The following is a 20,438-nucleotide window of genomic DNA, read 5'->3' as shown; positions in this document are numbered from 1 at the left end:
CTCAAAGGTCACGTTCGACCCGAAAGGCACTTTGCGACACTTACCATTTCGGGGAGACATTATCATGACCGCCATTCGTAACCTTTCGACCGCTTTCGCTCTGGCCGCCGCTGTTCTGGGTCTGGCAGGCACGGCCCATGCCCAGGCAGAGTCGCCGCAGATTGAAGTGCGGTATGGCGATCTGGATCTGGCCACCGCCGCCGGTCGCGCCAAGTTCCAGCAGCGCGTGGCGTGGTATTCGGACCGCGCCTGCCGTGACGCGCTGGGCGGCACGGTGAATGTGCAGAACAAGACCACCTTTGACCTGTGCCGCAAGGATCTGATGCAGCGTAGCGACAGCCAGCTGGCCGCTTTGATGACCGGCCAGAAGCTGGCCGCGCGTTAAAATATTCCCGCCATTCTCTGCTGACCGCCAGTTCCCCGATGCGCTTTGCGTGTCGGGGCGCTAGGCATTGGTGCATGGAATCGGGCGAAGAAGACAGGCAGGAGGCAGAGGGCGGACTGCGCAAGATCATCCATGTCGATATGGATGCCTTCTTCGCCAGCGTGGAACAGCGCGACGACCCCTCGCTTAAAGGTCTGCCGGTGGCGGTGGGCGGATCGGAAGCGCGTGGCGTGGTGGCGGCGGCCAGCTATGAGGCACGGCGCTTTGGCGTGCGTTCAGCCATGCCGGGGGCGCAGGCGGCGCGGCTGTGCCCGCAACTGGTGTTCCGTCGGCCAAGGTTTGAAGTCTATCGCGGCATTTCCCGCCAGATCCGCGCCATTTTCCATGACTACACGCCTTTGGTCGAGCCTATGGCGCTGGATGAGGCCTATCTGGACGTTACCCGCGACCGGCTTGGTTTGGGCAATGCCACCCATATTGCCACGCTGATCCGCGAGCGTATTTTCAAGGAAACCGGCCTCACCGCCAGCGCGGGGGTCAGTTACAACAAATTTCTGGCCAAGCTGGCCAGTGACCAGAACAAGCCCAATGGCCTATGCGTGATCCGTCCGGGGGAGGGTGTGCCCTTTGTAGAGAGCCTGCCCCTGCGCCGGTTCCATGGTGTGGGGCCGCGCGGGGCCGAAAGGATGGCGGCTTTGGGCTTGCAAACCGGCGCGGATTTGCGGGCTTGCAGCATTGATTTCCTGCGCGAAAATTTCGGTTCGCAGGCCGATTATCTTTATCGCGCGGCGCGGGCGATCGATCTGCGCCCTGTGCGCGCCCATCGCCAGCGAAAGTCGATCGGCGGCGAGCGGACTTTTGCCCGCGACATTTCCACCGGCCCCGGCCTGCGCGAGGTGTTGGGTGATATTATCGCCATGGTGTGGGCCGATATCGAGAAATCCGGCGTTCGCGGGCGGACAGTGACGCTAAAATTGCGGCTTTCCGATTTTACCCTGCGCAGCCATGCGCGGACCTTGGACCGTGCGGTGGAGGAGCGGGATTTTGCGGCCATAGCCCGCGAATTGCTCGATGATATGCTGCCCCTGCCGCAGCCGGCGCGCTTGATGGGGTTGATCCTGTCGGGGCTGGAACTGGCCAGCGCCCCATCCGCCGATGCCAAATCGGAGGCAGCGCCCAGCGGGCAGATGAGCCTGTTTTAACCCAGCGCCGCAATCCAATGCGGCATCTGCTGCTTTACCAAGGCCACCGTATCCTCGGGCAGGGCATCGGGCGCGAAGAAGCTGGCCTCGGCGATCTCTCTCAGGTCGGCCTTGGGCTGGCCTTGGCATTGGCCTGCCACGACAAACACCTTGTTGCCCGCGCCGTGGAACCGGTCAGCCATCACGTTCACCAGTTGCAACGCGCCCAATTCGCAACCCAATTCTTCGCGAAACTCGCGGGCAGCGGCGATCAGCGGATCTTCATCACCCTTGATCCCGCCACCGGGCGGCATCCAGTGCGGCGTGCCATAGCTGTGACGCACCAACAACACGCGACCTGCCTCGTCAAAGGCCAGCACGCGGCAGGCGGTCAGCGTAGGTTTGCGCCAGCGCCACCAGATCACCCGCGCTCGATGCGCCCAGCGCAGGGCGAAGCGGTGCAAGGGCGCCGGACAGCGCCCCAGCGCGGCCTCGGCGATCAGGTGAAGCATGTCACCGGCGCTTGGGCGGCCTTGAGCAAGCGCGCCACCGGCAGGTCATGCTCGCCCTTGGCGCCTGCTTCCAGAATGGCCTGCTTTTCCTCCCCCCGCGCCACAAACAGCAGCGCATCGGCATTGACCAGCGAGGGAATGGTCATCGACAGGCGATCAAACGGCGCTTCTGGCGGCAGCGGATCGGGCGTCAGGCGCAGCACTTTGGCCGGCGCATCGGGCTGGGGATCGGTGTTGGGGAAAAGCGAGGCAATATGCCCGTCATTGCCCATGCCCAGCCATGCCAGCGCGAAATGCGGCGGGGTGATGCCTTCTTCCAGCGCGACGATTTTGGCACCCAGCGGTTCCAGTTCGGCGCGGATACGGCCGGTGTTCGAGGCGGCGTGATCCTCGGGCACGATACGGTCATCGCCTGGCCACACCACGATCCGTTCAAACGGCAGACCCAGCTTGGCCAGTTCGGCCAGAATGGGGAAAGGGGTGGAGCCACCGGGCAGGGTGATGGCAATCTCGCCTTCGCTTTGAGCCAGAGCGGCGTTCAGGCTGGTGGCGATCCATTGGGCGATATCGGCGGTGGAGGCGCCTTGGGTGATGGTAATATTGGCCATGCCCTATCCATAGCAAAGGCGGCCAGCGGGGGGAATGGCCGCGCATTGCTATGGATCGAAAGGAGTTATCCCAAGAGGCTGGCAAGGAACCACACGCGGGTTTCGGCCTGATCGGTCCAATCATCGGCAAAGCCTTCGGTGGCATTGTCGCCTGCGGCACCGGCGGCGGCCTTTACCTCGCGGATGGCGGTGATCAGCTTGCCATTGTCGTCGCGCAACTGGGCGATCATCTCCGTTGCCAGCAAGTCGGCGCGGGGTTCGTCGGCAATGCGCGACAGGCTGGCAATCGCGCCAATGCCGGTCAGCGCCGCGCCGCCATTCTTGCGGATGCGTTCGGCGACAATGTCGGTCAGGCCGAAAAGCGCGGTGGCCTGTTCGTCAAACAGCAGATGCAGGTCGCGGAACTGTGGCCCTTTGACGTGCCAGTGGAAATTCTTGGTCTTTAGATAAAGCGTGAAGAGATCGGCCAGCAGGCCATTGAGGCTGTGGACGAGAGCGGCTTGGGCGTTGTGGTTGGGCATGATGCGCTCCTTGTGCGGCCGTGCTGGCCGGTTGAGAGCTTTATAGGCCTGTTTTGCTTTTCGGCTAAACGCGCTGATCTGGGATCAATAATCGACTTTAGCGATTAGTTTGCGGCGTTGTTGCCGGAAATCCAGATCGCCAGCCCCAACGCCGCAACCAGCAACAACACTCCGGCCAAACGCCGCGCCCGCCCCAGCGCGCGTTGGTTGTCCAGCATCGCCGCGCCCGCGCTCCAGCCCAGCCCCATGGCCAGCGCGGTGCCCATCGCGCCGCCCAGTGCCGCGCCGACAGGTGCCTGTGTCGCCAGCGCCAGAGCCAGCACCAGAAAGCGCGTGGCATCGAGCATTTGATGCATGATCAGCACCAGCCCTGCGGCAAAGAAGGAGCGCGTGGGTTCCTTGGCAGAAAAACGCGCAGGCACCAGCAAGGATTCCAGCCCCGCCACCCCCAGCGCCATGGCCGCCAGCACTATGGCCGCGCGGCGTGATACCACCCCGCCCAAAGCGCCACTGGCCCATGCCGCCGCCGCACTGGCCAGCAAGCCGGTGGTGATGGCCAGCAGCAGCAGTCCGGCATGCCGCCCCAATCGCGCCGTCAGCCCAGCGACAACCAACTGATCGCGCCCGCCAAGGCTGGCCAGAAAGGCCACTAGCAAGGCCCATAGGGTGACATTCATGGCGCCAGCACCGCCGCCTGCAGCACCGAGGCAATCCGGCAGGCCTTGGTCTGTAGGGCCATGGCATCGTCAGGTCCCATCACCTGCACGGTGGCCGCATCCCATAATTCCAGCCAGCGGGCGAAATGCGCAGGCGACAGCCGGCTCGCCATGGCGCGATGGGCGGCCAAAGGTGTGCCGCGATAGCTGCCCCGCCCACGCAATTGCGCGGCCCAGAAAGCGGTGAGCGCGCGCAAATGATGCGGCCAATCCTCCACCCTGTCGGCAAAGATCGGGCCGAGCAGCAGATCCTGCCGCGCCTGTCCATAGAAATGCTCGACCAGACGCGCCAGATCGGGGTGGCGCTCTTGCACCGGACTGGGGGCAGGGGGCGTGATGGGGGCAGAATCGGGCATGGTGTCCTAGCGCCTAGCCGCAAGCTTGCCGCCACGCAAAGGGTGCATTTTACCTTTGCGAAGCCGAGGCGCGGCGGTGAGGGGCGGGCGATGCTCGACTCATCGGGTGGGGTCGTCGCCTCGTCGCTAGGCGATTGTCTACTGCGAAAATTGAGTTAGGTAGGAACATGGTTGGACTGGTGCAGGCGGTCTGGCCAAACAAAGCCGGAAGGGCGAAACCCCGGATCTGCGCATGGGTGCGGGGTTTCGCCTCTGGGCGTTTTGGCGGGCTTGTCAGGGCGCTCTCCGTCCCGATTTGGGGCTTTCCTGTAAAAAACCTCTAAAAATTTCCCGATTTCGGCGCTCAAAGGCCAAAGTGCGGGCGTGACAGCGGGGGGCAAGCCCGTTAGCATCCCCCGATATGGTGTCGCCAAAATCGGTCCTGTTTGTGTGCCTCGGCAATATCTGCCGTTCCCCCTTGGCCGAGGGCGCTTTCCGCGCCGCCGCCCTGCGCGCGGGGCTGGTGGTGGAAATCGACTCAGCGGGGACAGGGGGCTGGCATATTGGCGATGCACCCGATCCGCGCGCCCAGACCGAGGCGGCGCGGCATGGGGTGGACATCACCGGCCTGCGCGCCCGTCAGGTGGAACGCGCCGATTTCACCCGCTTTTCGCATATTTTCGCGCTGGATGAGGCTAATCTGGCCGATCTGCGCCGTTTGGCGCCGAGCAATGCTACGGCGCAATTGATGCTGTTGATGGACCTGTTACCCGATGCGGCGGGGCAATCCGTGGCTGACCCCTATTATGGCGGGCCAGAGGATTTTGCCCAGACATGGGGCGAGGTGTCCGCCGCAGCCGAGGCCTTGGTTGCCCGTTTGATACAGGGTTGATGGCCATGAAGGACGGCGATCTGGTCTCCTTTACCCGCAAGGCTCTGGTCGTGCTTTTGCTGGCTGGCCTTGTTACGCTGGCTTGGGATCTGTCCTATCTGTTGATCCTGATGTTCGCATCGGTGGTGGTTGCGGTCGTGTTGCAGGCGATAGCGGCTCATTTCCAACGTTTGCGTATCGGGTCGGGCCTGTCAGTGGGCTTGGCGGTGCTCTCGCTCTTGGCCATTTTTGCTGGGTTAGGCATGACCTTTGGCGGCTTGGTCGCGCATCAATTTGCCGAACTGGGCGGCCAATTGCCCCAAGCGGTTGAGGCCGCGCAAAAGCAGCTCAACGCATGGCACATTGACTATGATCTGGGGCAGATGGCCAAGCTCGCCCGCGCCCAATTTGCCGAAATTTTCCAGCGCGCCAGCGGCTTTGTCGTGGCCTTGGGCGGGGTGGTTGGCGATGTGGCGGTGGTGTTTGTGGGCGGGATATTCTTCGCCGCCGACCCTGCCTTTTACCGCGATGGCCTGTTGCGGCTCTTGCCCCGATCGGTGGAGGAACAGGCGCGCGAGGCGTTTGACGATGTCGGGCGCGGTTTGCATCTTTGGCTCAAGGGGCAATTGCTCTCCAGCCTGTTTATCGCCGTGGTGATGCTGGTGGGGCTTTTGGCGCTGGGTGTGCCTTCGGCGGTGGCTTTGGCGATCCTGTCGGGCGCTTTGGACTTCATTCCCTATCTGGGGCCGGTGTTGGCGGCGGTGCCGGGCGTGTTGGTGGCCTTTTCCGAAAGGCCGGAATTGGCGCTATGGACCGGCGGGCTATTTGTGGCGGTCCAGCAATTGCAGGGCAATATTGTGCAGCCGATGATCCAGAAAAGCTCGGTCGACCTGCCGCCTGCGGTTTTGCTTTTTGCCGTTATCGCCACCGGCACCTTGTTTGGCCCGCCCGGTGTGGTTCTGGCCGCGCCGATGACGATTGTCGGCTATATTCTGACCCAGCATTTCTACATTGGCGGCTTGCTGGGGCGTGAGGCGAAGCGTCCGGCGAAAAAACCCGATTAGGCGCGCTGGACGGTTTCAAACCTTTTGGCCTCCAGCAAGGCAGGGAAAAGCCGGCCCCAAGCCGCGGCAATAACCATAGAGGCCACACCACCCACCACCACAGCGGCCACCGGCCCCAAGGCGGCAGCGGCAAGGCCGGATTCCAGCTCGCCCAATTCGTTGGAGGCCGAAATGAACAGCGAGGAAATCGCCCCCACCCGCCCGCGCATGGCGTCTGGCGTGGCAATTTGCATCAGTGATTGGCGGATATAGACCGATACCATATCCGCCGCACCCAGCAAGGCGAGGCAGGCGGCCGAGAGATAAAACGAGGTGGACAGGCCAAACACCACCGTTCCCAGACCATAGATGCCCACCGACACCAGCATCACCAGCCCGACATCCTTCTTCACCGGCCGCCATGACATGGCCAGCGCCGTGGCCAGCGCCCCCACCGAGGAGGCCGCGCGCAAATGGCCCAGACCATCGGGCCCGACATGCAGAATATCCCGCGCAAACACTGGCAGCAGAGCGGTGACTCCGCCCAGCAGCACGGCAAACATATCCAGACTGATCGCGCCCAGCAGGATCGGATTGTGCCGCACATAGGCCAGCCCTTCGCGCATCATCACCCATGGGCTGGCGGGCAGGCTATGCTTTGGGGCGATGCGGGTGCGGATCAGCAGGTGAAAACCAAGGGACGCGCCCAGCAGAGCGCAAGTGGCACCATAGGCAAAGGCGGGAGAACGCGCATAGGCATAGCCGCCCAGCACCGGCCCCAGAATACCGCCCAATCTTCCCGCAATCGCGCTGGTGGCAATGGCGCGCGGCAGGACTTCGGTCGGCACCAGCGATGGCGCCAGAGCGTTCATGGCGGGCATGTAGAAAGCCCGCGCCGCCGCAAAGCCTGCCGCCACCGTATAGAGCAGCCATAGCGGCACCGGCCCGCCCAGCCCTACCGCCGTTAACACACCCACACAGGCCAACTGCGCCACCAGCGTCATGCGGACCACAATTCGGCGATCAAACCGGTCGGCGGCCAGACCTGTAAACGGGTTGAGCAGCAGAAAGGGCAGGAATTGCACCAGCCCCACCAAGCCAAGCCGCAGCGAGGCCTCGCGCACGCTCATCGTGCTGCGCGCCACATCATAGACCGCCCAGCCCAGAGCCAACACCAGCGCGCTGTGGCCCAGCATGGCGCAGACCCGCGCGATCCAGAAAGCGCGGAAATCGGCATAGGCCAGAGGATGGCGGGCCAAGGGCGTGCTGGTCATCGGGGGCATCCTTCGCAGGTGGGCGGGATTATGGCCGGTATCAGCCATGCCCCCAGCCGTCGAGACCATGGGGGCAAGGCTGCGGCCCTGTCTCGCAATTTCTGGCAGGCTGGGCAAAGAATCAATGGCGCGTCCGTGGGATGGCTTGCTGGCTTTGGCGCTTTTGGGCATGGCAGTGGGGCGCAATATGAAAGAGACCGCTATGCCCACCGCAACCAGAGACATCTTTGGCACCATGCCCGATGGCACAGAGGTCGAGCGCATCACCTTGCGCAATGGGCAGGGGATGAGCGCCAGCATCATCAGCTATGGCGCGATCCTGCAGGCTCTATGCGTGCCCGATGCTGCGGGGCGGGTAGAGGATGTGGTGCTGGGCTATGCCGGTCTGGATGACTATCTGGCGCGCGGCAATTTCTTTGGCGGCAGCATTGGCCGCTATGCCAACCGGATTGCGGGCGGGCGTTTCACGCTGGATGGGGTGGCGTATCAGGCGACCTGCAATGATGGCAGCAACTGCCTGCATGGTGGGGCCAAGGGCTTTGACCAGCGCCTCTGGAGCGTGGAAGAGGTGGGCGAGGGCGAAGTGACCCTGCGCTATACCAGCGCCGATGGCGAGGAGGGCTTCCCCGGTGAGTTGACTGTCTGGGCCTGTTATCAGCTGGATGAGGCGGGCGTGTTGAGCCTGACCTATCGCGCGTGTAGCGACAGGGCGACGATCGTAAACTTGACCGGCCATGCCTATTTCAATCTGGCGGGTGAGGCGGCGGCTTGTTCGATCGAGGGGCATCACTTGATGATCCCTGCCGACCATTATGTGCCGGTGGATGAAAGGCTGATCCCCTTGGGCGCTGTGGCCCCCGTGGCGGGCACCCCCTTTGATTTCCGCCAGAGCCATGCCGTGGGGGCAAGGCTGCGGGCCGATGACCGGCAATTGTCGCTGGGGCGCGGCTATGACCATAGCTGGGTGCTGGGCGATGCGCCGAGGCCCGAGCCCTTCCTGCATGCGCGGGTCAGCGATCCGGCCAGCGGGCGGGTGATGGAGGTCTGGAGCAACCAGCCCGGCTTGCAGCTTTATACCGGCAATTTTCTGGACGGCACGATCCGCGGCAAAAGTGGCCATGCCTATCGTCAGGGTGACGCGCTCTGTTTGGAACCGCAATTGCTGCCCGATACGCCCAATCGGCCCGAATTCGGTTCGGCAAGGTTGGAGGCGGGAGCGCTTTACCAGCACCAGATCCTCTATCGTTTCGGGGTTGATGCGGGCTGACCTTGACTTTCGGGGCTACTTGCCCCATCGTCAGGATTGCTAACGTCGCCTGTGGCGGAATTTGTGCCGACTCGGCTCTCCTTCCTTTCTCTCGCTACCAGCTCCGCCCGCGCTCCTTGCGGGTGGGTTTTTCTGTGTTTTCGTGAAAGGAAACATCCATGCCTATCGGCACCGTAAAATTCTTCAACACCGACAAGGGTTATGGTTTTATCGCTCCTGAAAATGGCGGCGATGACAGCTTTGTGCATATCAGCGCCGTTGAACGCGCCGGTATGGCCACGCTGACCAAGGACCAGCGTCTGAGCTACGAGATCGAAACCGATCGCCGTGGCAAGCAGTCGGCTGTGAATCTGGTTTCGGCCTAAAGAAATTTCTTGAGGCTCCGCAGGGGCCTCGAGGAATAACGGCGGGCTTCAGGACCTGGTCTTGGCCTGCCGTCTCCCGCATCCGGTATGATTGATCCACCCGCCGTGTGATCTTGTGCCGGATGCGGGTTTTCCTGCAAATCCCTTCCTCTAACATCCAACGCCCCTGGCCCCAGGGTCAGGGATCGGCACGCGGCCATCCGTGATGGTTTCGTTGATGCCACCAATTTGGCGCCTTTGGCCATTTTGCAGGCAAACAAGACCTGCAAGGCCCCGCCGCCGCTTTTACACACCAAGGTTTATATGTTTACCAAGATGAATTCCCGCCCCATGCCCCAGTCACAGCATCATCTGCGCCCGCGTCACCCCGTTCAGCCGCCTTTGGGCACGCTGTCCAAGGCGGATCTGCGTCAGATTGTGATGGCCATGGTGGGCTGATGGCCTGTTCGCTGGTGCAAGGCGGGGCGTCTATCCCCTGCCGCCCAGCAAAAAGCCCGCCGACGCTTCGATAACGAGGTGTCGGCGGGCTTTTTGGCATTTAGGCGATGTGATCAGCGGCGATAGCCATGCGGGCCGTCATGCATGGGTCCGCGATAGCCGCCATAGGGGCCTCCGCCATAGCGCGGGCCACCGTAAACCGGCCCGCGCATGGGTGCGCGATAGTTGCGATAATACCAGTCGTGATAGGGATAGGGCCGATAGTCCCAATAGCCATCGACATAGACCCATGGCTGATACCAACTGGGCGCCGCGTAATAATAGTCTGTGGAATAGGTGTAGGTAACGGCCTGTGGGCGGACCGAATAGCCCGGAGGGCAGCCCGGACTGGTATCGCCGCCACTCGCGCTGGCCACAGCCGCGCCGCCTGCCGCGCCGACCAGCGCGCCGACCGCCATGCCGGTGCCATGGTCATGCCGTCCGCCCAGCCCGCTGCCAACAATCGCGCCCAGAATGCCGCCGATCAAAGCGCCGCCGCCCACTTTGGGCTTGGACTTGATGCAGTTTTGCGCGGCCCAGTTCTGCGCGCTTTGCGCATATTGCGCGTCGGAAATGCGCTGGGCTTCGGCATTGGCGGGGGGGATGTAATCGACCGGGGGCGGCGGGGTTTGGGTCCCGTCATAATTGGCGGGTGCCGCCGGTTCGGGCGGAGGGTTGCGATAATCGCCCATGCCGCTGGCCGAGGCATAGGAGGCGCTATCCTGATCCACCGTGGTGGTGGTTACGGTGCGGGTGGTGGTGGTTTGCGTGGTGGTCTGGCGGACCGGCGGCCCGTCTTGCGCCATGGCTGCCATCGGGGTGATCAAGGTCGACAGGGCGCTGGCGGCCAACACGGCCTTGGACAGTTTGCGGCTGGTGGTGGGGTCAATCATCGCCCGAGTTCCTCGCATGGTGATCATGGGACGTGGCTTATCCCTTGTCGGGTGAACACAGGCTGACCTGTCTTGCCCGCCTGTCTTCCGTGGTGGCCAAGCGTTGCGCCACGTGGCATGGCGGGCGCGAAAAGGAGCAAGCCATGAGCCAAGCAGACGAAGACTATGTGTATGACGAGGAAAGCGGCGAATGGATGGCCGCTTCCGAACTGGCCGCCAAACAGGCGGCTGTGGCCAATGCCGATACGGTGGAAGTGCGCGATGCGGTGGGCAATCTGTTGGCCGACGGTGATCAAGTGACCTTGATCAAGGATCTGGACGTGAAGGGCGCGGGCCAGACGCTGAAGCGCGGTACGTTGATCAAGTCGATTCGCCTGACCGGTGATGCGCAGGAAATTGACTGCAAATTCGACGGGATCAAGGGGCTGGTGCTGCGCGCGGAATTTGTGCGCAAGCGTTAAAGGCTGACGTGTAGGTGCGGGCCGTGCCTTGGGCATGGCCCAGCCTTGGTGATGGGGGAAGGCAGATGGAACGCGATCCACAGGCAATGGCCCTGATTGAACGTCTGGGCATGATCCCGCATCCCGAGGGCGGTTGGTACGTCGAAATGGCCCGCGAGGGTGTCGACGGGACCAATCCGCGCGGCACGCTCAGCACGATCTATTTCCTGCTGGAGCAGGGGCAGCGGTCACATTGGCATCGGATCGACGCGGTGGAAGTATGGCTGTGGCATGCCGGATCCGCGCTGGCGCTAGGCGTGGCGGCTGAGGATGCAGGGCCGGTTGAATGGGTGCGGTTGGGTGCCGATATTTGCAATGGTGAAATTTCCCAGAAGATAATCCCTAATCGGTTCTGGCAGGCCGCGGAGGCGCGTGAGGGATGGGTTCTGGTTAGCTGTGTCGTGGCGCCAGGCTTTGATTTTTCGGGGTTTGAGCTGGCTTCGCCGGGCTGGGCGCCGGGGCAATAGGGGTGAATTACGTATAAAACGAATGCATTCCTATTCAAATGCTGCGCCGCACAATGTTGCGGATGGCGCAAAATCCGCCCTGTTTTTCAGGTAATCCCGCGCAAATCATGGGTTTTGGCGTGGTGGCTCCAAAGCATCATCTGCATCTGTTGCGTATTTTGCAATAACAGACGAGGTGATTGCAATTGCCCGAATCCCGCCTTTCGAGTTTAGACGGGTTCAACAACATAAGGGTGCCACGAGGCAATGTTCCTTAACCAAATAGGAGATTGCCATGTTCAAGACTGTTATCGCCGCCGCTGCCCTGCTGCTGCCCGTCGCTGCCTTCGCTGAAGAAGCTCCCAAGCAGAGCTTTGTCTATCAGGGCGTGACCTACACCTACACGTCGGAAATGCAGAACGGCACGAAGATCCTGCGTGGATCGGCCTACAATGGCAAGGTGCCTTTCGAACTGAAGGTGACCAAGGCTGGCGTGACCGGCACGTTCAACCGCGCCCCCGTGAGCTTTGACCTGCATGAGGTCGAGCACATCGAAGGCAAGAGCGTGGTTGAAGGCCAGTAATCAGAGTAAAGGGCGGTTTCGCGCCGCTCTGCTGATACTATCTTCTCACAGAATAGGCGGTCGGGGGACACTCCGGCCGCTTTTTCTTTGTCGCACACTTTCATCGCCAACTAAGGTCTATCCCTAGGCCCATTTCCGCAGAATCGCGTAAACCGCGCTAGAGCAGAGTTTAGCCCCTGTGACCTAAGTCAGGACGCGGGACGTCCGGCTTTCCGGTCCGGATGGGGTTTTGAGATGGATGGAAAGGTGCAATCAGCGCATGGCGCAATAGCCAGCCTGCCAGCGGGGCAGGATGAATGGTGGCTGGTGGCCATGGGGGCAGCGCTGCTGACGGCGGCGGTGCTGTTTCTGGCCGCAGGTTGGCGGCTGCATCGTGACCGTCAGCGCCTGTGCGATGCGCTGGACCAGTTTGGCGAAAGCGATTTCCAATCCGTACCCGAAGGGCTTGATAGCCTGACCTTGAAGCCGGTGGCCGAAGCCTGGGACCGGTTGATGCCGCGCGTGCAAACCGCGATGGCCATGCTGGAATGGTCGGCCCGCCATGATCCGATCACCGATTTGCTCAATTCTGTTTCCTTCAAACTGGCGGTGCAGGCGCATCTGGCCGGAGCGCAGGGGCAGGGTGTGCTGTTGGTGATGGGGGTCAGCGAGCTTAAAAAGGTCAATGACAGTCTTGGCCATGCCGGTGGAGATCAGATGCTTTGCGCTCTGGCCGATCGGCTGCGTTTGGCGATCCATGCTCTGGCCGATGGGTTTGGCGCCGATGAGGAACCCTTGGCGGGCCGGTTGGGCGGCGATGAATTTGCGCTCTTTTTGCCCGGCGAGCATCAGCGGGCGGATATTGAGCGCTATATCCAGCGTTTGCAGCGCGCCTTGGGCGAGCCTTTGCACATTGGTTCGCAATCCTTGCGGGTGAAATTGTCGATCGGCGTGGCGGTGGGGGGCGCAGGCGCGGTCGAACCCCAATATGATCAATTGCTGGCCGCCGCCGATTCGGCCATGTCGCGGGTGCGCAGCGAGGGGCAGGGTGGCTACCTGTTCTTCTCCCCCGCCATGCGCCGCGCGGCGGACGAGATTCTGGAAAAGGAGCTGGCCATTCGCCATGCGTTGGAGCGCGGCGAATTCTGTCTCCATTACCAGCCACAATTCAATTTGCGCAGCGGGATTGTCGATTCGGTGGAGGCGCTGATCCGCTGGAACCACCCCACACGCGGTCTGGTGTTTCCGGGGGATTTCATCCCCTTTGCCGAAACCTATGGCTTGATCGATGATATTGGCGATTGGGTGATGATGGAGGCCATCCGCACCGCCGCGCGCTGGAATGCGGAGGGGCGCCCCTTGCGTGTGTCGATCAATGTCAGCCCCAAACAACTGTACCGGATCGAGCTGATTCCGATGATCCGCGCCTGTTTGGCGCGATTCTCGTTGCCGCCAGAATTGCTGGAGATCGAGATCACCGAAGCGGCGATCATGCGGCATGAGGAGTTCTCTCTGCAGCGAATCGAAGGCTTGCGCCGGGATGGTGTGGCGGTGGCGCTGGATGATTTCGGCACCGGCTATTCCAATATTGCCCAATTGATGAGCCTGCCGATGGACCGGCTGAAACTGGACCGTTCGCTGCTGGATGCGATTGTGACCGATCGTCGGCAGCAGGTGGTGGCGGTGGCACTGATCGGGCTGGGGCGGGAATTGGGCTATGAAGTGGTGGCCGAAGGGGTGGAGGACGAGCGCCAGTTCGCCCTGCTGAAAACTGCCGGATGTGATTATATTCAGGGCTATTATCTGGCTAAACCCTTGCCAGAGGCCGATCTGTTCGCCCGCATCGCCGCCATACGGGCGGATATGCAGACCAATATGCGGGAAGTTCCCGATAGAGGGCAAGCCTAAGCGCTTAACCGGAGGGTGCGTATAGCGCTATTACGGGACGGTAAGGATCCCGCAAGGGCGATGGATCAAGGATGATGGGCACAAGCCACAGACATGCCACAGGCAGGAGCCCGCAGCGATGATCGCGCGCAGGGCTTGGCGGGTGTTGCTGGCCGCCTTGTTGACGGTCATCTGGGCTTCCCCTGCCGATGCGGCGGATGGTCAGGCCGCGCGGGTGGACCGGATCTACAACCTGTTGCGTTTTGTCAGCTGGCCTCATGTCAAGCCGGTGCGGCGGGTTTGCCTCTATCGTAACGATCCGATGGCCGGCAGCATGGTGGTGCTGGCGGGGCAAAATCTGGGCGATGATGTGCTCGAGGTGGTCCTGATGGGGCAAGCGGCCACGGCGCGATCCGATTGCGACATTGTCTATGTGGGCGGGGCCCATTCGGGCGGTGCCAATGGCGCGCTTGTGGCCGGTGCCGGACAGGTGCTGGTGGGCGAAGGCGTGGGCTTTGCCGAGAGCGGCGGCACGGTTGGCCTGTTTGCCGACAATGGCAAGATCCGCTTTGCCATCAATGCCAAAGCCGCAAGGCAAAGCGGTATTCGTTTCAGTTCGCAGGTTTTGAAACTGGCAGCGCGGGTGGTCAATTGATGGGTACGCTCTCCCTCTCTCCGGCAAATTGGCTGTCAGCCTTGCCTTTTCGCGCCAAACTGACCGGCCTTACGCTGGGCATTGCGGGTCTGGTTCTGCTGGTATCGACCGTGGGCGTGATGCTGGTGCAATATTCGCATGAGCGGGCCAGCGCTGGCCAGCATTACCGCCAGTTGAGCGAGGTGCTGGCCAGCAATCTGGGGGCAGCGGTGGTGTTTGCCGATGCGGCGGCGGCAGAGGAAATTTTGCATTCGGCCAATGTCGTGCCCGACATCTTGTGGATCGATGCCGAGGATGCCCGCGGCAAGGCCTTGGCGGGTTATCTCAGCCCCTCGCTCTCGCTTCAGGCAAAGCTGGCGCTGGACAAACAGATCGAACTGCCCGTGGGGCGCGCGGCCTTTTCCGATGCGGGCGACATTGGCGTCTATCGTATGCCGATTGTGGCCGATGGCCATGCGGTCGGTACGTTATGCCTCGCCTTCCGGTTTCGCCCCTTGCAGACAATCGTGCTGGAAATGCTGCCGGTTTCTGCGGTGCTGCTGGCGGTTTGCATGGCTTTGGCGATTGCGCTGGCCACAGTGATGCGGCGTATGGTGTTCCGTCCGCTCGACAGCCTGCGCCTGGCCATGCAGGATGTGCGCGCATCGGGCGATCTGGAAGCGCGGGTGGAGCCATCGGAGGATCCCGACTTCAACACGATCATCGAGAGTTACAACACGATGCTGGACCAGATCGAGGGGCAGCACGCCCGCCTTGAACTGGCGATGGGTGAATTGTCGGAGGCGTCGGAAGCATCGGAATCGGCCAATATCGCCAAGTCGGAATTTCTGGCCAATATGAGCCACGAATTGCGCACGCCGCTCAATGCCATCATCGGCTATGCCGATATGCTGCGCGAGGATCTGGCGCGGGCGGGGATGGAACGATCACTGGAGGATGTGGGCTGGATCTGCTCCTCCTCCTATCAATTGCTCGATCTGATCAACTCCCTGCTCGACCTGTCCAAGATCGAGGCGGGCAAGATGGAACTGGACCTGCACAGCTTTGAAACGCGCAAGGTGCTGGACGAGGTGGAGGCCCTGCTGACCCCGCTGGCGGCTAAGCAGAGCAATATGCTGACCGTGGAAATGGAGCCGGAAGCGGCGCAGATGTTCGGCGATTCGACCAAGCTGCGACAGATCCTGCTCAATCTGGGCAGCAATGCCTGCAAATTTACCAATGAAGGCTTCATTGCCATCCATGCCCGCCGCGATGGCGATTATGTGGTGTTCTCTGTGTCCGACACCGGCATCGGCATAGGCGAGGATGACATAGCGCGCCTGTTCCAGCCTTTCACGCAAAGCGATGCCTCCACCACGCGGCGCTTTGGCGGTACGGGGCTGGGGCTGGCGCTGATCGACAATTTCACCAAGATGATGAACGGGCGCGTTGAAGTGTCCAGCGAGCCCGGCTTTGGCTCGGTGTTTACGGTCTATCTGCCCGCCGATATGCGTGCGCCCGAAGAGATTGCGGCCGATGCCATGGTCAGTTCTCCCGTCGAAAGGCCGGAGCGGATGCAGCCTCTGGCGCTGATCATCGAGGATGAGCAGAGCAGCGTTGAATTGCTGCGCCGTATCCTTTCCCGCGTCGGCTATGCCGATGCGGTGGCGGGGGATGGCGTTTCCGGCTTGGCGCAGGCCCGCGCTTTGCAGCCCGATGTGATCCTGATGGACATTACCCTGCCCAAGCTTGATGGCTGGGGTCTGCTGGATCAATTGGCGCAGGATCCTGCCACGCGCGATATTCCCGCGATTGTCATCAGCGTCGATGACCGGCGAAAGGTAAGTCTGGAGAAAGGCGCCAGCGACCATCTGGTTAAGCCTGTACGTGGCGAGGAACTGGAGGCGATCCTGCGTCTTTACACGCGGCGCCATGGCGAACAGATCCTGCTGGTCGAGGATGATGCCGCCACCGCACGCCTGTATGAAAGCGGCTTGCGTCAGGCGGGCTATAGCGTGGCCTGCGCGGCCACCGGCGAACAGGCCGAGGCCTGCTTGCGCCAGAATCGCTTTGCCTTGGTCATCACCGATCTGAAAATGCCTGATGGCGATGGCTATTCGTTGATGCGCCACCTTTCGGCGCTGCCAGAGGGTGATCAGCCGCCTGTTCTGGTTATTACGGGGCAGCCCATCAATGCGGTGGAACGAAATATATTGGATAAGCGTAGTTGTGGCATTCTGGTGAAGAATGGCCTGTCGCCGCGCCAATTGGTGTCCAGCGTGCATGAGGTGCTGCATGCGGCCTGATCTGTATAAGGGAGGGTGTCTGTGAACGCATATTCCAATCACCCCGAAGGCCATGGCGGCCCGCAGGCCTCGCCCCAACCCGCTATCCGTAGTCGTCGCTCGCTGATTCTGGTGGTCGATGACGTAGAGGGTAATCGCCAGTTGGTCTGCCGCCGCCTGTCTCCCTTTGGTTATGACCTGCATCAGGCCGAGGGCGGCGAACAGGCGCTGGAATTCATCCGCGATCGCAAGCCCGATCTGGTGCTGCTGGATTATATGATGCCGGTGATGAACGGCATCGATGTGCTCAAAGTGATGCGGCAGGATTGGCAATTAGGCGCCATCCCCGTGATCATGTTGACCGCGCGGGCGGAAAGTGATGCGGTAGTAGCCGCTCTGGCCGCGGGCGCCGATGATTATGTAACCAAGCCGATCGACTTTGAAGTGTTGCGCGCCCGTATTGAAACGCAACTGGCCAAACAACGTTCAAGCGAACAGTTGAAGCAGGCTAATGCTGCCCTGGACGAAAGGGCAACTATGCGGGTTATGGCTTTTGACGAATTGCGCGACGAATTGGAGCGTGAGATTGTCCAGCGTCGCCATGCCGAAAGGGCTTTGGCCGAGACGCAGGAGATGGTCGCCCGATGCAAGGCCTGTGGCGTTCTCAACCATTGCGATGTGCCGCAGGGGGGCAATGGTCCCGCTATTTCAGGGGCTTGTGCCCAAGGGGGGGCGGCGCCTTCGGACAATGCGGGCAACAGGGCCGAGAAGGCGGCGAAAGCCGCGCGGGCTTTGGAAATTCTCGATGCTTTGATGCGCGCTGTGGCAGCGGGCAAGCCGGTCAATCCGGCCATGTTGGCCGCTTTGCGCGCGCAGGTGGCCGATTTGGCCTAGGATTACGCTTTTCCGTTCAAATTGCCCAAATTGGCTCGCGCTGTCTTCGTGTTTTACCCAGTGTGGCCCAAGAACAACAGATTTCAAGAATTTTGCCCTGCGATTGCCCCTTTGTGCAATCCATTGCAAAAAAGAGAGGTGAGGGTCTTGCAATCGATTGTCTAAAGTTGCATCACACTCTCATCGCAACGACTCCGGCATGAGCTGGAGCGAGCACAAACCTCAAGGGGGAGGCACTGATGAACCAGTCCAGTCTCAAGTCGTATGTTTCCGTCGTGGCCATGGGTGTGGCCAGCCTGTCGCTGCCGGCCTTTGCCGCTGACAATGCCGCCGACAAGACGGAAGAACCCGCCATTGTGGTGACCGCTGCCAGCTCCGGCAAGACCGCCCAGAACAGCTCGATCTCGGTGTCGCAGATCAGCCAGGAAGCCATCGTCAACTTCACTCCGCGTTCGCAGGCCGAAGTGCTGCGCGCCATCCCCGGTCTGAACGTGCAGGATACGGCCGGTCCGGGCGGCAACGCCAATATCGGTGTGCGCGGTATCCCTGTTTCCACCGGCGGTTCGGAATATGTTGGCCTGCAGGAAGACGGCCTGCCCGTCGTGCTGTTTGGCGATATGCAGTTTGGCAACAACGACTATTGGGTGCGTTTTGACAACAATGTGGACCGCGTCGAAGCGGTTCGCGGCGGCAGCGCCTCGACCTTCTCCAGCCAGGCCCCCGGCGCGGTCATCAACTATGTCAGCAAGACCGGCACCAAGGAAGGCGGCGAGGTTGGCCTGTCGACCGCGCTGAACTACCGCGAATTCCGCCTTGATTTCGATTATGGTGGCAAGGCTTCGGACACGGTGCGCTATCACATCGGCGGCTTTGTCGTGAACGGCAATGGTCCCACCCATCTGCCCTACACCGCCTCCAAGGGCTATCAGATCAAGGCCAACATCACCAAGGACATCGCTGACGGCAAGGGCTATATTCGCCTGAACTTCAAGCGCCTTGACGATCAGGAGCCGACCTTTACCTCGATGCCCGCACTGGCGACCATTTCGGGCAACAAGATCACCGGCTTTACCCAGCTGCCCGGCGTCGATGCCCGCCAATATGCCTCCACCGGCATTTACAACCAGACCTTCAAGGTGCTGGACGCCGATGGCGCGATCCGCAATGTGCAGATGCAGGGCATCCACCCCGTTGCCACCAGCATCGGCGGCGAATTCCACTATGAATTCTCGCCCCAGATCAGCATTGATGAAAAGGCCCGCTGGACCGACATGAGCGGTTCGTTCAGCAACCAGTGGACCGGCGAATTGGCCACCAGCAGCCTGCTGGGCCAGACCATCGGCAGCGTGAACGGCACGTCGGACGCCCGCACGATTGGCGCGATCAAATATGCCGCTGGCCCGATGGCGGGTCAGACCTATACCGGCGCCTTCCTCAGCAACAGCGCGCAGGCCTATACCACGATGAAGGATGTGGGCAGCCTCGCCAGCGATCTGACGCTGAAGGGCAAGTTTGAACTGGGTGGCGGGAATAAGCTGAACGCCCGCGCTGGCTGGTTCCATATGCGCCAGAATGTGGTGATGGATTGGCGCATCAATAATGTGACCCAGACGCTGAACAGCAATGGCAATCCTGTGCCGCTGGACCTGTTCACTGCCGCTGGGGCCCAGCTGACCGCCAATGGTGTGACGGGCTATAACAACCAGTGGGGCGGTTGCTGCGGTGGCCGTAGCTACAATGTGGCCTATACCGATGATGCCGCCTATCTGGAATTGGAAGCCGATCTGGGTCGCCTCAATCTGGCCGCTTCCTATCGCTATGATACGCTGCATGGCGAAGGCGTGTCCTATGGCACCACCTATACCGGCATGACCACCATCACCGGCCAATTGGGCAGCGCTTCGGTGCCGACCTGGAACACCTCTTCGGTGGTCGCCGATCGCCTGAACTACACCAAGAGCTATTCCAGCTGGTCGCTGGGCGCGCTCTACAAGCTGACCGATACCACCAATGTGTTTGCCCGCGTGTCCAGCGGCGGTCGCTTCAATGCCGACCGTATGCTTTATGGCGGCAACAGCTTCACCGCCGATGGCAAGCTGACGGCGGGTGGCGATCACCTTGCGGTCAACACCGTGACGCAGCAGGAAGTGGGCGTGAAGCACAATGGCCGCGTGGGCGGTGGTCGCTATCGCGTGGAAGCCACCTATTATCGCGCTCAGGTGAAGGAGTCGAACTATGACTTCACCGCTGTCAGCCGTGGCCAGAACCCCTTCACCGACACGGTCTATCACTCGACCGGCGTGGAAATGTCGGGCGATGTGCGCTTCGGCAATTTTGCGGTGAATGGCTATGTGGTCTATACCGACAGCAAGGATACCAAGACCAATCTGACCCCTGCCGCCATGCCCAAGTGGACCTTCCTGTTCTCGCCCAGCTATGACATGGGCAAGGCTGCGGTGGGCTTGAGCGTGTCGGGCCAGTCGGAATTCTCGATTGGGCAATATACCGCGCCCGGTTCGGTCTTCGCCAATGGCTATGTCAAGGTGCGTCCTGCCGAGAACGTGGAAGTGGGCGTCAACGTCAACAACCTGTTCAACAAGCTGGGCTATCGCGCCAACAATGGCAGCCTGCAGGCACGAGGAACCGGTGGCCTGACCGCCAATCAGGCGATCTTTGACAATTCCGCCATGCTGGGTCGCACCATCACGGCTTCGGTCAAATATCGCTTTTAAGTCTTGAGCCCTTAGGGTCGCAGGAATGAACAGGGCGGGTCAGGAAGAAT

The 20,438-nt window shown here is 61.5% G+C and carries 21 protein-coding genes; 14 read left to right on the top strand and 7 right to left on the bottom strand.

Annotated features, from left to right (window positions below; translation table 11 throughout):
* Positions 1-64: 64 nt before the first annotated feature.
* Together EOE18_RS02130 and dinB are read left to right on the top strand one after the other, a co-directional pair.
* Positions 65-385: a UrcA family protein gene (locus EOE18_RS02130; protein WP_164852634.1), complete on the top strand. Its 321-nt coding sequence runs from the start codon at positions 65-67 to the stop codon at positions 383-385.
* 74 nt (positions 386-459) lie between these two features.
* Positions 460-1,587 carry a DNA polymerase IV gene (gene dinB / locus EOE18_RS02125; RefSeq protein WP_127705676.1) on the top strand — a complete coding sequence of 376 codons (1,128 nt, stop codon included), beginning with the start codon at positions 460-462 and terminating at the stop codon, positions 1,585-1,587.
* Here the strand turns inward: dinB and EOE18_RS02120 are convergent.
* The 5 genes from EOE18_RS02120 to EOE18_RS02100 form a co-directional block, all read right to left on the bottom strand.
* Positions 1,584-2,078 carry an NUDIX domain-containing protein gene (locus EOE18_RS02120; RefSeq protein WP_127705674.1) on the bottom strand — a complete coding sequence of 165 codons (495 nt, stop codon included), beginning with the start codon at positions 2,076-2,078 and terminating at the stop codon, positions 1,584-1,586. The two genes, dinB and EOE18_RS02120, sit on opposite strands and share 4 nt — an antisense overlap.
* The gene (locus EOE18_RS02115; protein WP_127705672.1) at positions 2,066-2,686 is read right to left on the bottom strand and encodes a 6-phosphogluconolactonase; all 621 of its coding nucleotides are present in this window, start codon (positions 2,684-2,686) and stop codon (positions 2,066-2,068) included. The genes EOE18_RS02120 and EOE18_RS02115 overlap by 13 nt, the downstream gene beginning before the upstream one ends.
* A gap of 65 nt (positions 2,687-2,751) precedes the next feature.
* A complete protein-coding gene (locus tag EOE18_RS02110) occupies positions 2,752-3,207 on the bottom strand; it encodes a Dps family protein (RefSeq protein ID WP_127705670.1) in 456 nt (151 codons plus the stop codon).
* 104 nt (positions 3,208-3,311) lie between these two features.
* A complete protein-coding gene (locus EOE18_RS02105) occupies positions 3,312-3,884 on the bottom strand; it encodes a hypothetical protein (protein ID WP_127705668.1) in 573 nt (190 codons plus the stop codon).
* Positions 3,881-4,279, bottom strand: a complete 399-nt coding sequence (locus EOE18_RS02100; RefSeq protein WP_246027207.1) for a group III truncated hemoglobin — start codon at positions 4,277-4,279, stop codon at positions 3,881-3,883. Before EOE18_RS02100 ends, EOE18_RS02105 begins: the two co-directional genes overlap by 4 nt.
* A 400-nt stretch (positions 4,280-4,679) precedes the next feature.
* Here EOE18_RS02100 and EOE18_RS02095 point away from each other — a divergent pair, with 400 nt between their 5' ends.
* Together EOE18_RS02095 and EOE18_RS02090 are read left to right on the top strand one after the other, a co-directional pair.
* Positions 4,680-5,150 carry a low molecular weight protein-tyrosine-phosphatase gene (locus EOE18_RS02095; protein WP_127705666.1) on the top strand — a complete coding sequence of 157 codons (471 nt, stop codon included), beginning with the start codon at positions 4,680-4,682 and terminating at the stop codon, positions 5,148-5,150.
* Positions 5,150-6,193 (top strand): AI-2E family transporter, encoded by a 1,044-nt coding sequence (locus tag EOE18_RS02090; protein ID WP_164852633.1) that lies wholly within the window; start codon positions 5,150-5,152, stop codon positions 6,191-6,193. Before EOE18_RS02095 ends, EOE18_RS02090 begins: the two co-directional genes overlap by 1 nt.
* Here the strand turns inward: EOE18_RS02090 and EOE18_RS02085 are convergent.
* Positions 6,190-7,446, bottom strand: a complete 1,257-nt coding sequence (locus EOE18_RS02085; protein WP_127705662.1) for an MFS transporter — start codon at positions 7,444-7,446, stop codon at positions 6,190-6,192. The genes EOE18_RS02090 and EOE18_RS02085 overlap by 4 nt on opposite strands.
* A gap of 124 nt (positions 7,447-7,570) precedes the next feature.
* Between EOE18_RS02085 and EOE18_RS02080 the strand changes: the two genes are divergently transcribed.
* Complete coding sequence (locus tag EOE18_RS02080; protein WP_246027206.1) at positions 7,571-8,713, top strand: aldose epimerase family protein; 1,143 nt, start codon at positions 7,571-7,573, stop codon at positions 8,711-8,713.
* Positions 8,714-8,871: 158 nt separating this feature from the next.
* Positions 8,872-9,078, top strand: coding sequence for a cold-shock protein (locus tag EOE18_RS02075; RefSeq protein ID WP_127705660.1), 207 nt, complete (start codon positions 8,872-8,874; stop codon positions 9,076-9,078).
* Between the two features lie 551 nt (positions 9,079-9,629).
* Here EOE18_RS02075 and EOE18_RS02070 read toward each other — a convergent pair.
* On the bottom strand, positions 9,630-10,448 hold the full coding sequence (locus tag EOE18_RS02070) for a hypothetical protein (protein ID WP_127705658.1): 819 nt from the start codon (positions 10,446-10,448) through the stop codon (positions 9,630-9,632).
* Positions 10,449-10,591: 143 nt separating this feature from the next.
* Here EOE18_RS02070 and EOE18_RS02065 point away from each other — a divergent pair, with 143 nt between their 5' ends.
* From EOE18_RS02065 to EOE18_RS02030, 8 genes are all read left to right on the top strand, one after another.
* Positions 10,592-10,909, top strand: coding sequence for an alkylphosphonate utilization protein (locus EOE18_RS02065; protein WP_127705656.1), 318 nt, complete (start codon positions 10,592-10,594; stop codon positions 10,907-10,909).
* Positions 10,910-10,974: 65 nt separating this feature from the next.
* Positions 10,975-11,415, top strand: coding sequence for a cupin domain-containing protein (locus tag EOE18_RS02060; protein WP_127705654.1), 441 nt, complete (start codon positions 10,975-10,977; stop codon positions 11,413-11,415).
* Positions 11,416-11,689: 274 nt separating this feature from the next.
* Complete coding sequence (locus EOE18_RS02055; protein ID WP_127705652.1) at positions 11,690-11,977, top strand: hypothetical protein; 288 nt, start codon at positions 11,690-11,692, stop codon at positions 11,975-11,977.
* Between the two features lie 246 nt (positions 11,978-12,223).
* The gene (locus tag EOE18_RS02050; protein ID WP_164852632.1) at positions 12,224-13,864 is read left to right on the top strand and encodes a putative bifunctional diguanylate cyclase/phosphodiesterase; all 1,641 of its coding nucleotides are present in this window, start codon (positions 12,224-12,226) and stop codon (positions 13,862-13,864) included.
* Positions 13,865-13,982: 118 nt separating this feature from the next.
* Positions 13,983-14,498: a YfiR family protein gene (locus EOE18_RS02045; RefSeq protein WP_127705649.1), complete on the top strand. Its 516-nt coding sequence runs from the start codon at positions 13,983-13,985 to the stop codon at positions 14,496-14,498.
* Positions 14,498-16,783, top strand: coding sequence for a hybrid sensor histidine kinase/response regulator (locus tag EOE18_RS02040; protein ID WP_127705647.1), 2,286 nt, complete (start codon positions 14,498-14,500; stop codon positions 16,781-16,783). The genes EOE18_RS02045 and EOE18_RS02040 overlap by 1 nt, the downstream gene beginning before the upstream one ends.
* Before the next feature lie 21 nt (positions 16,784-16,804).
* Positions 16,805-17,656, top strand: coding sequence for a response regulator (locus tag EOE18_RS02035; RefSeq protein ID WP_164852631.1), 852 nt, complete (start codon positions 16,805-16,807; stop codon positions 17,654-17,656).
* Between the two features lie 239 nt (positions 17,657-17,895).
* A complete protein-coding gene (locus EOE18_RS02030) occupies positions 17,896-20,388 on the top strand; it encodes a TonB-dependent receptor domain-containing protein (protein ID WP_127705643.1) in 2,493 nt (830 codons plus the stop codon).
* Positions 20,389-20,438: the final 50 nt, after the last annotated feature.

Origin of the sequence: Novosphingobium umbonatum (assembly GCF_004005905.1) — a bacterium.
Taxonomy (GTDB): domain Bacteria; phylum Pseudomonadota; class Alphaproteobacteria; order Sphingomonadales; family Sphingomonadaceae; genus Novosphingobium; species Novosphingobium umbonatum.
Note: the sequence above shows the minus strand (reverse complement) of the source record. Positions and strands in the feature narration are given on the sequence as shown.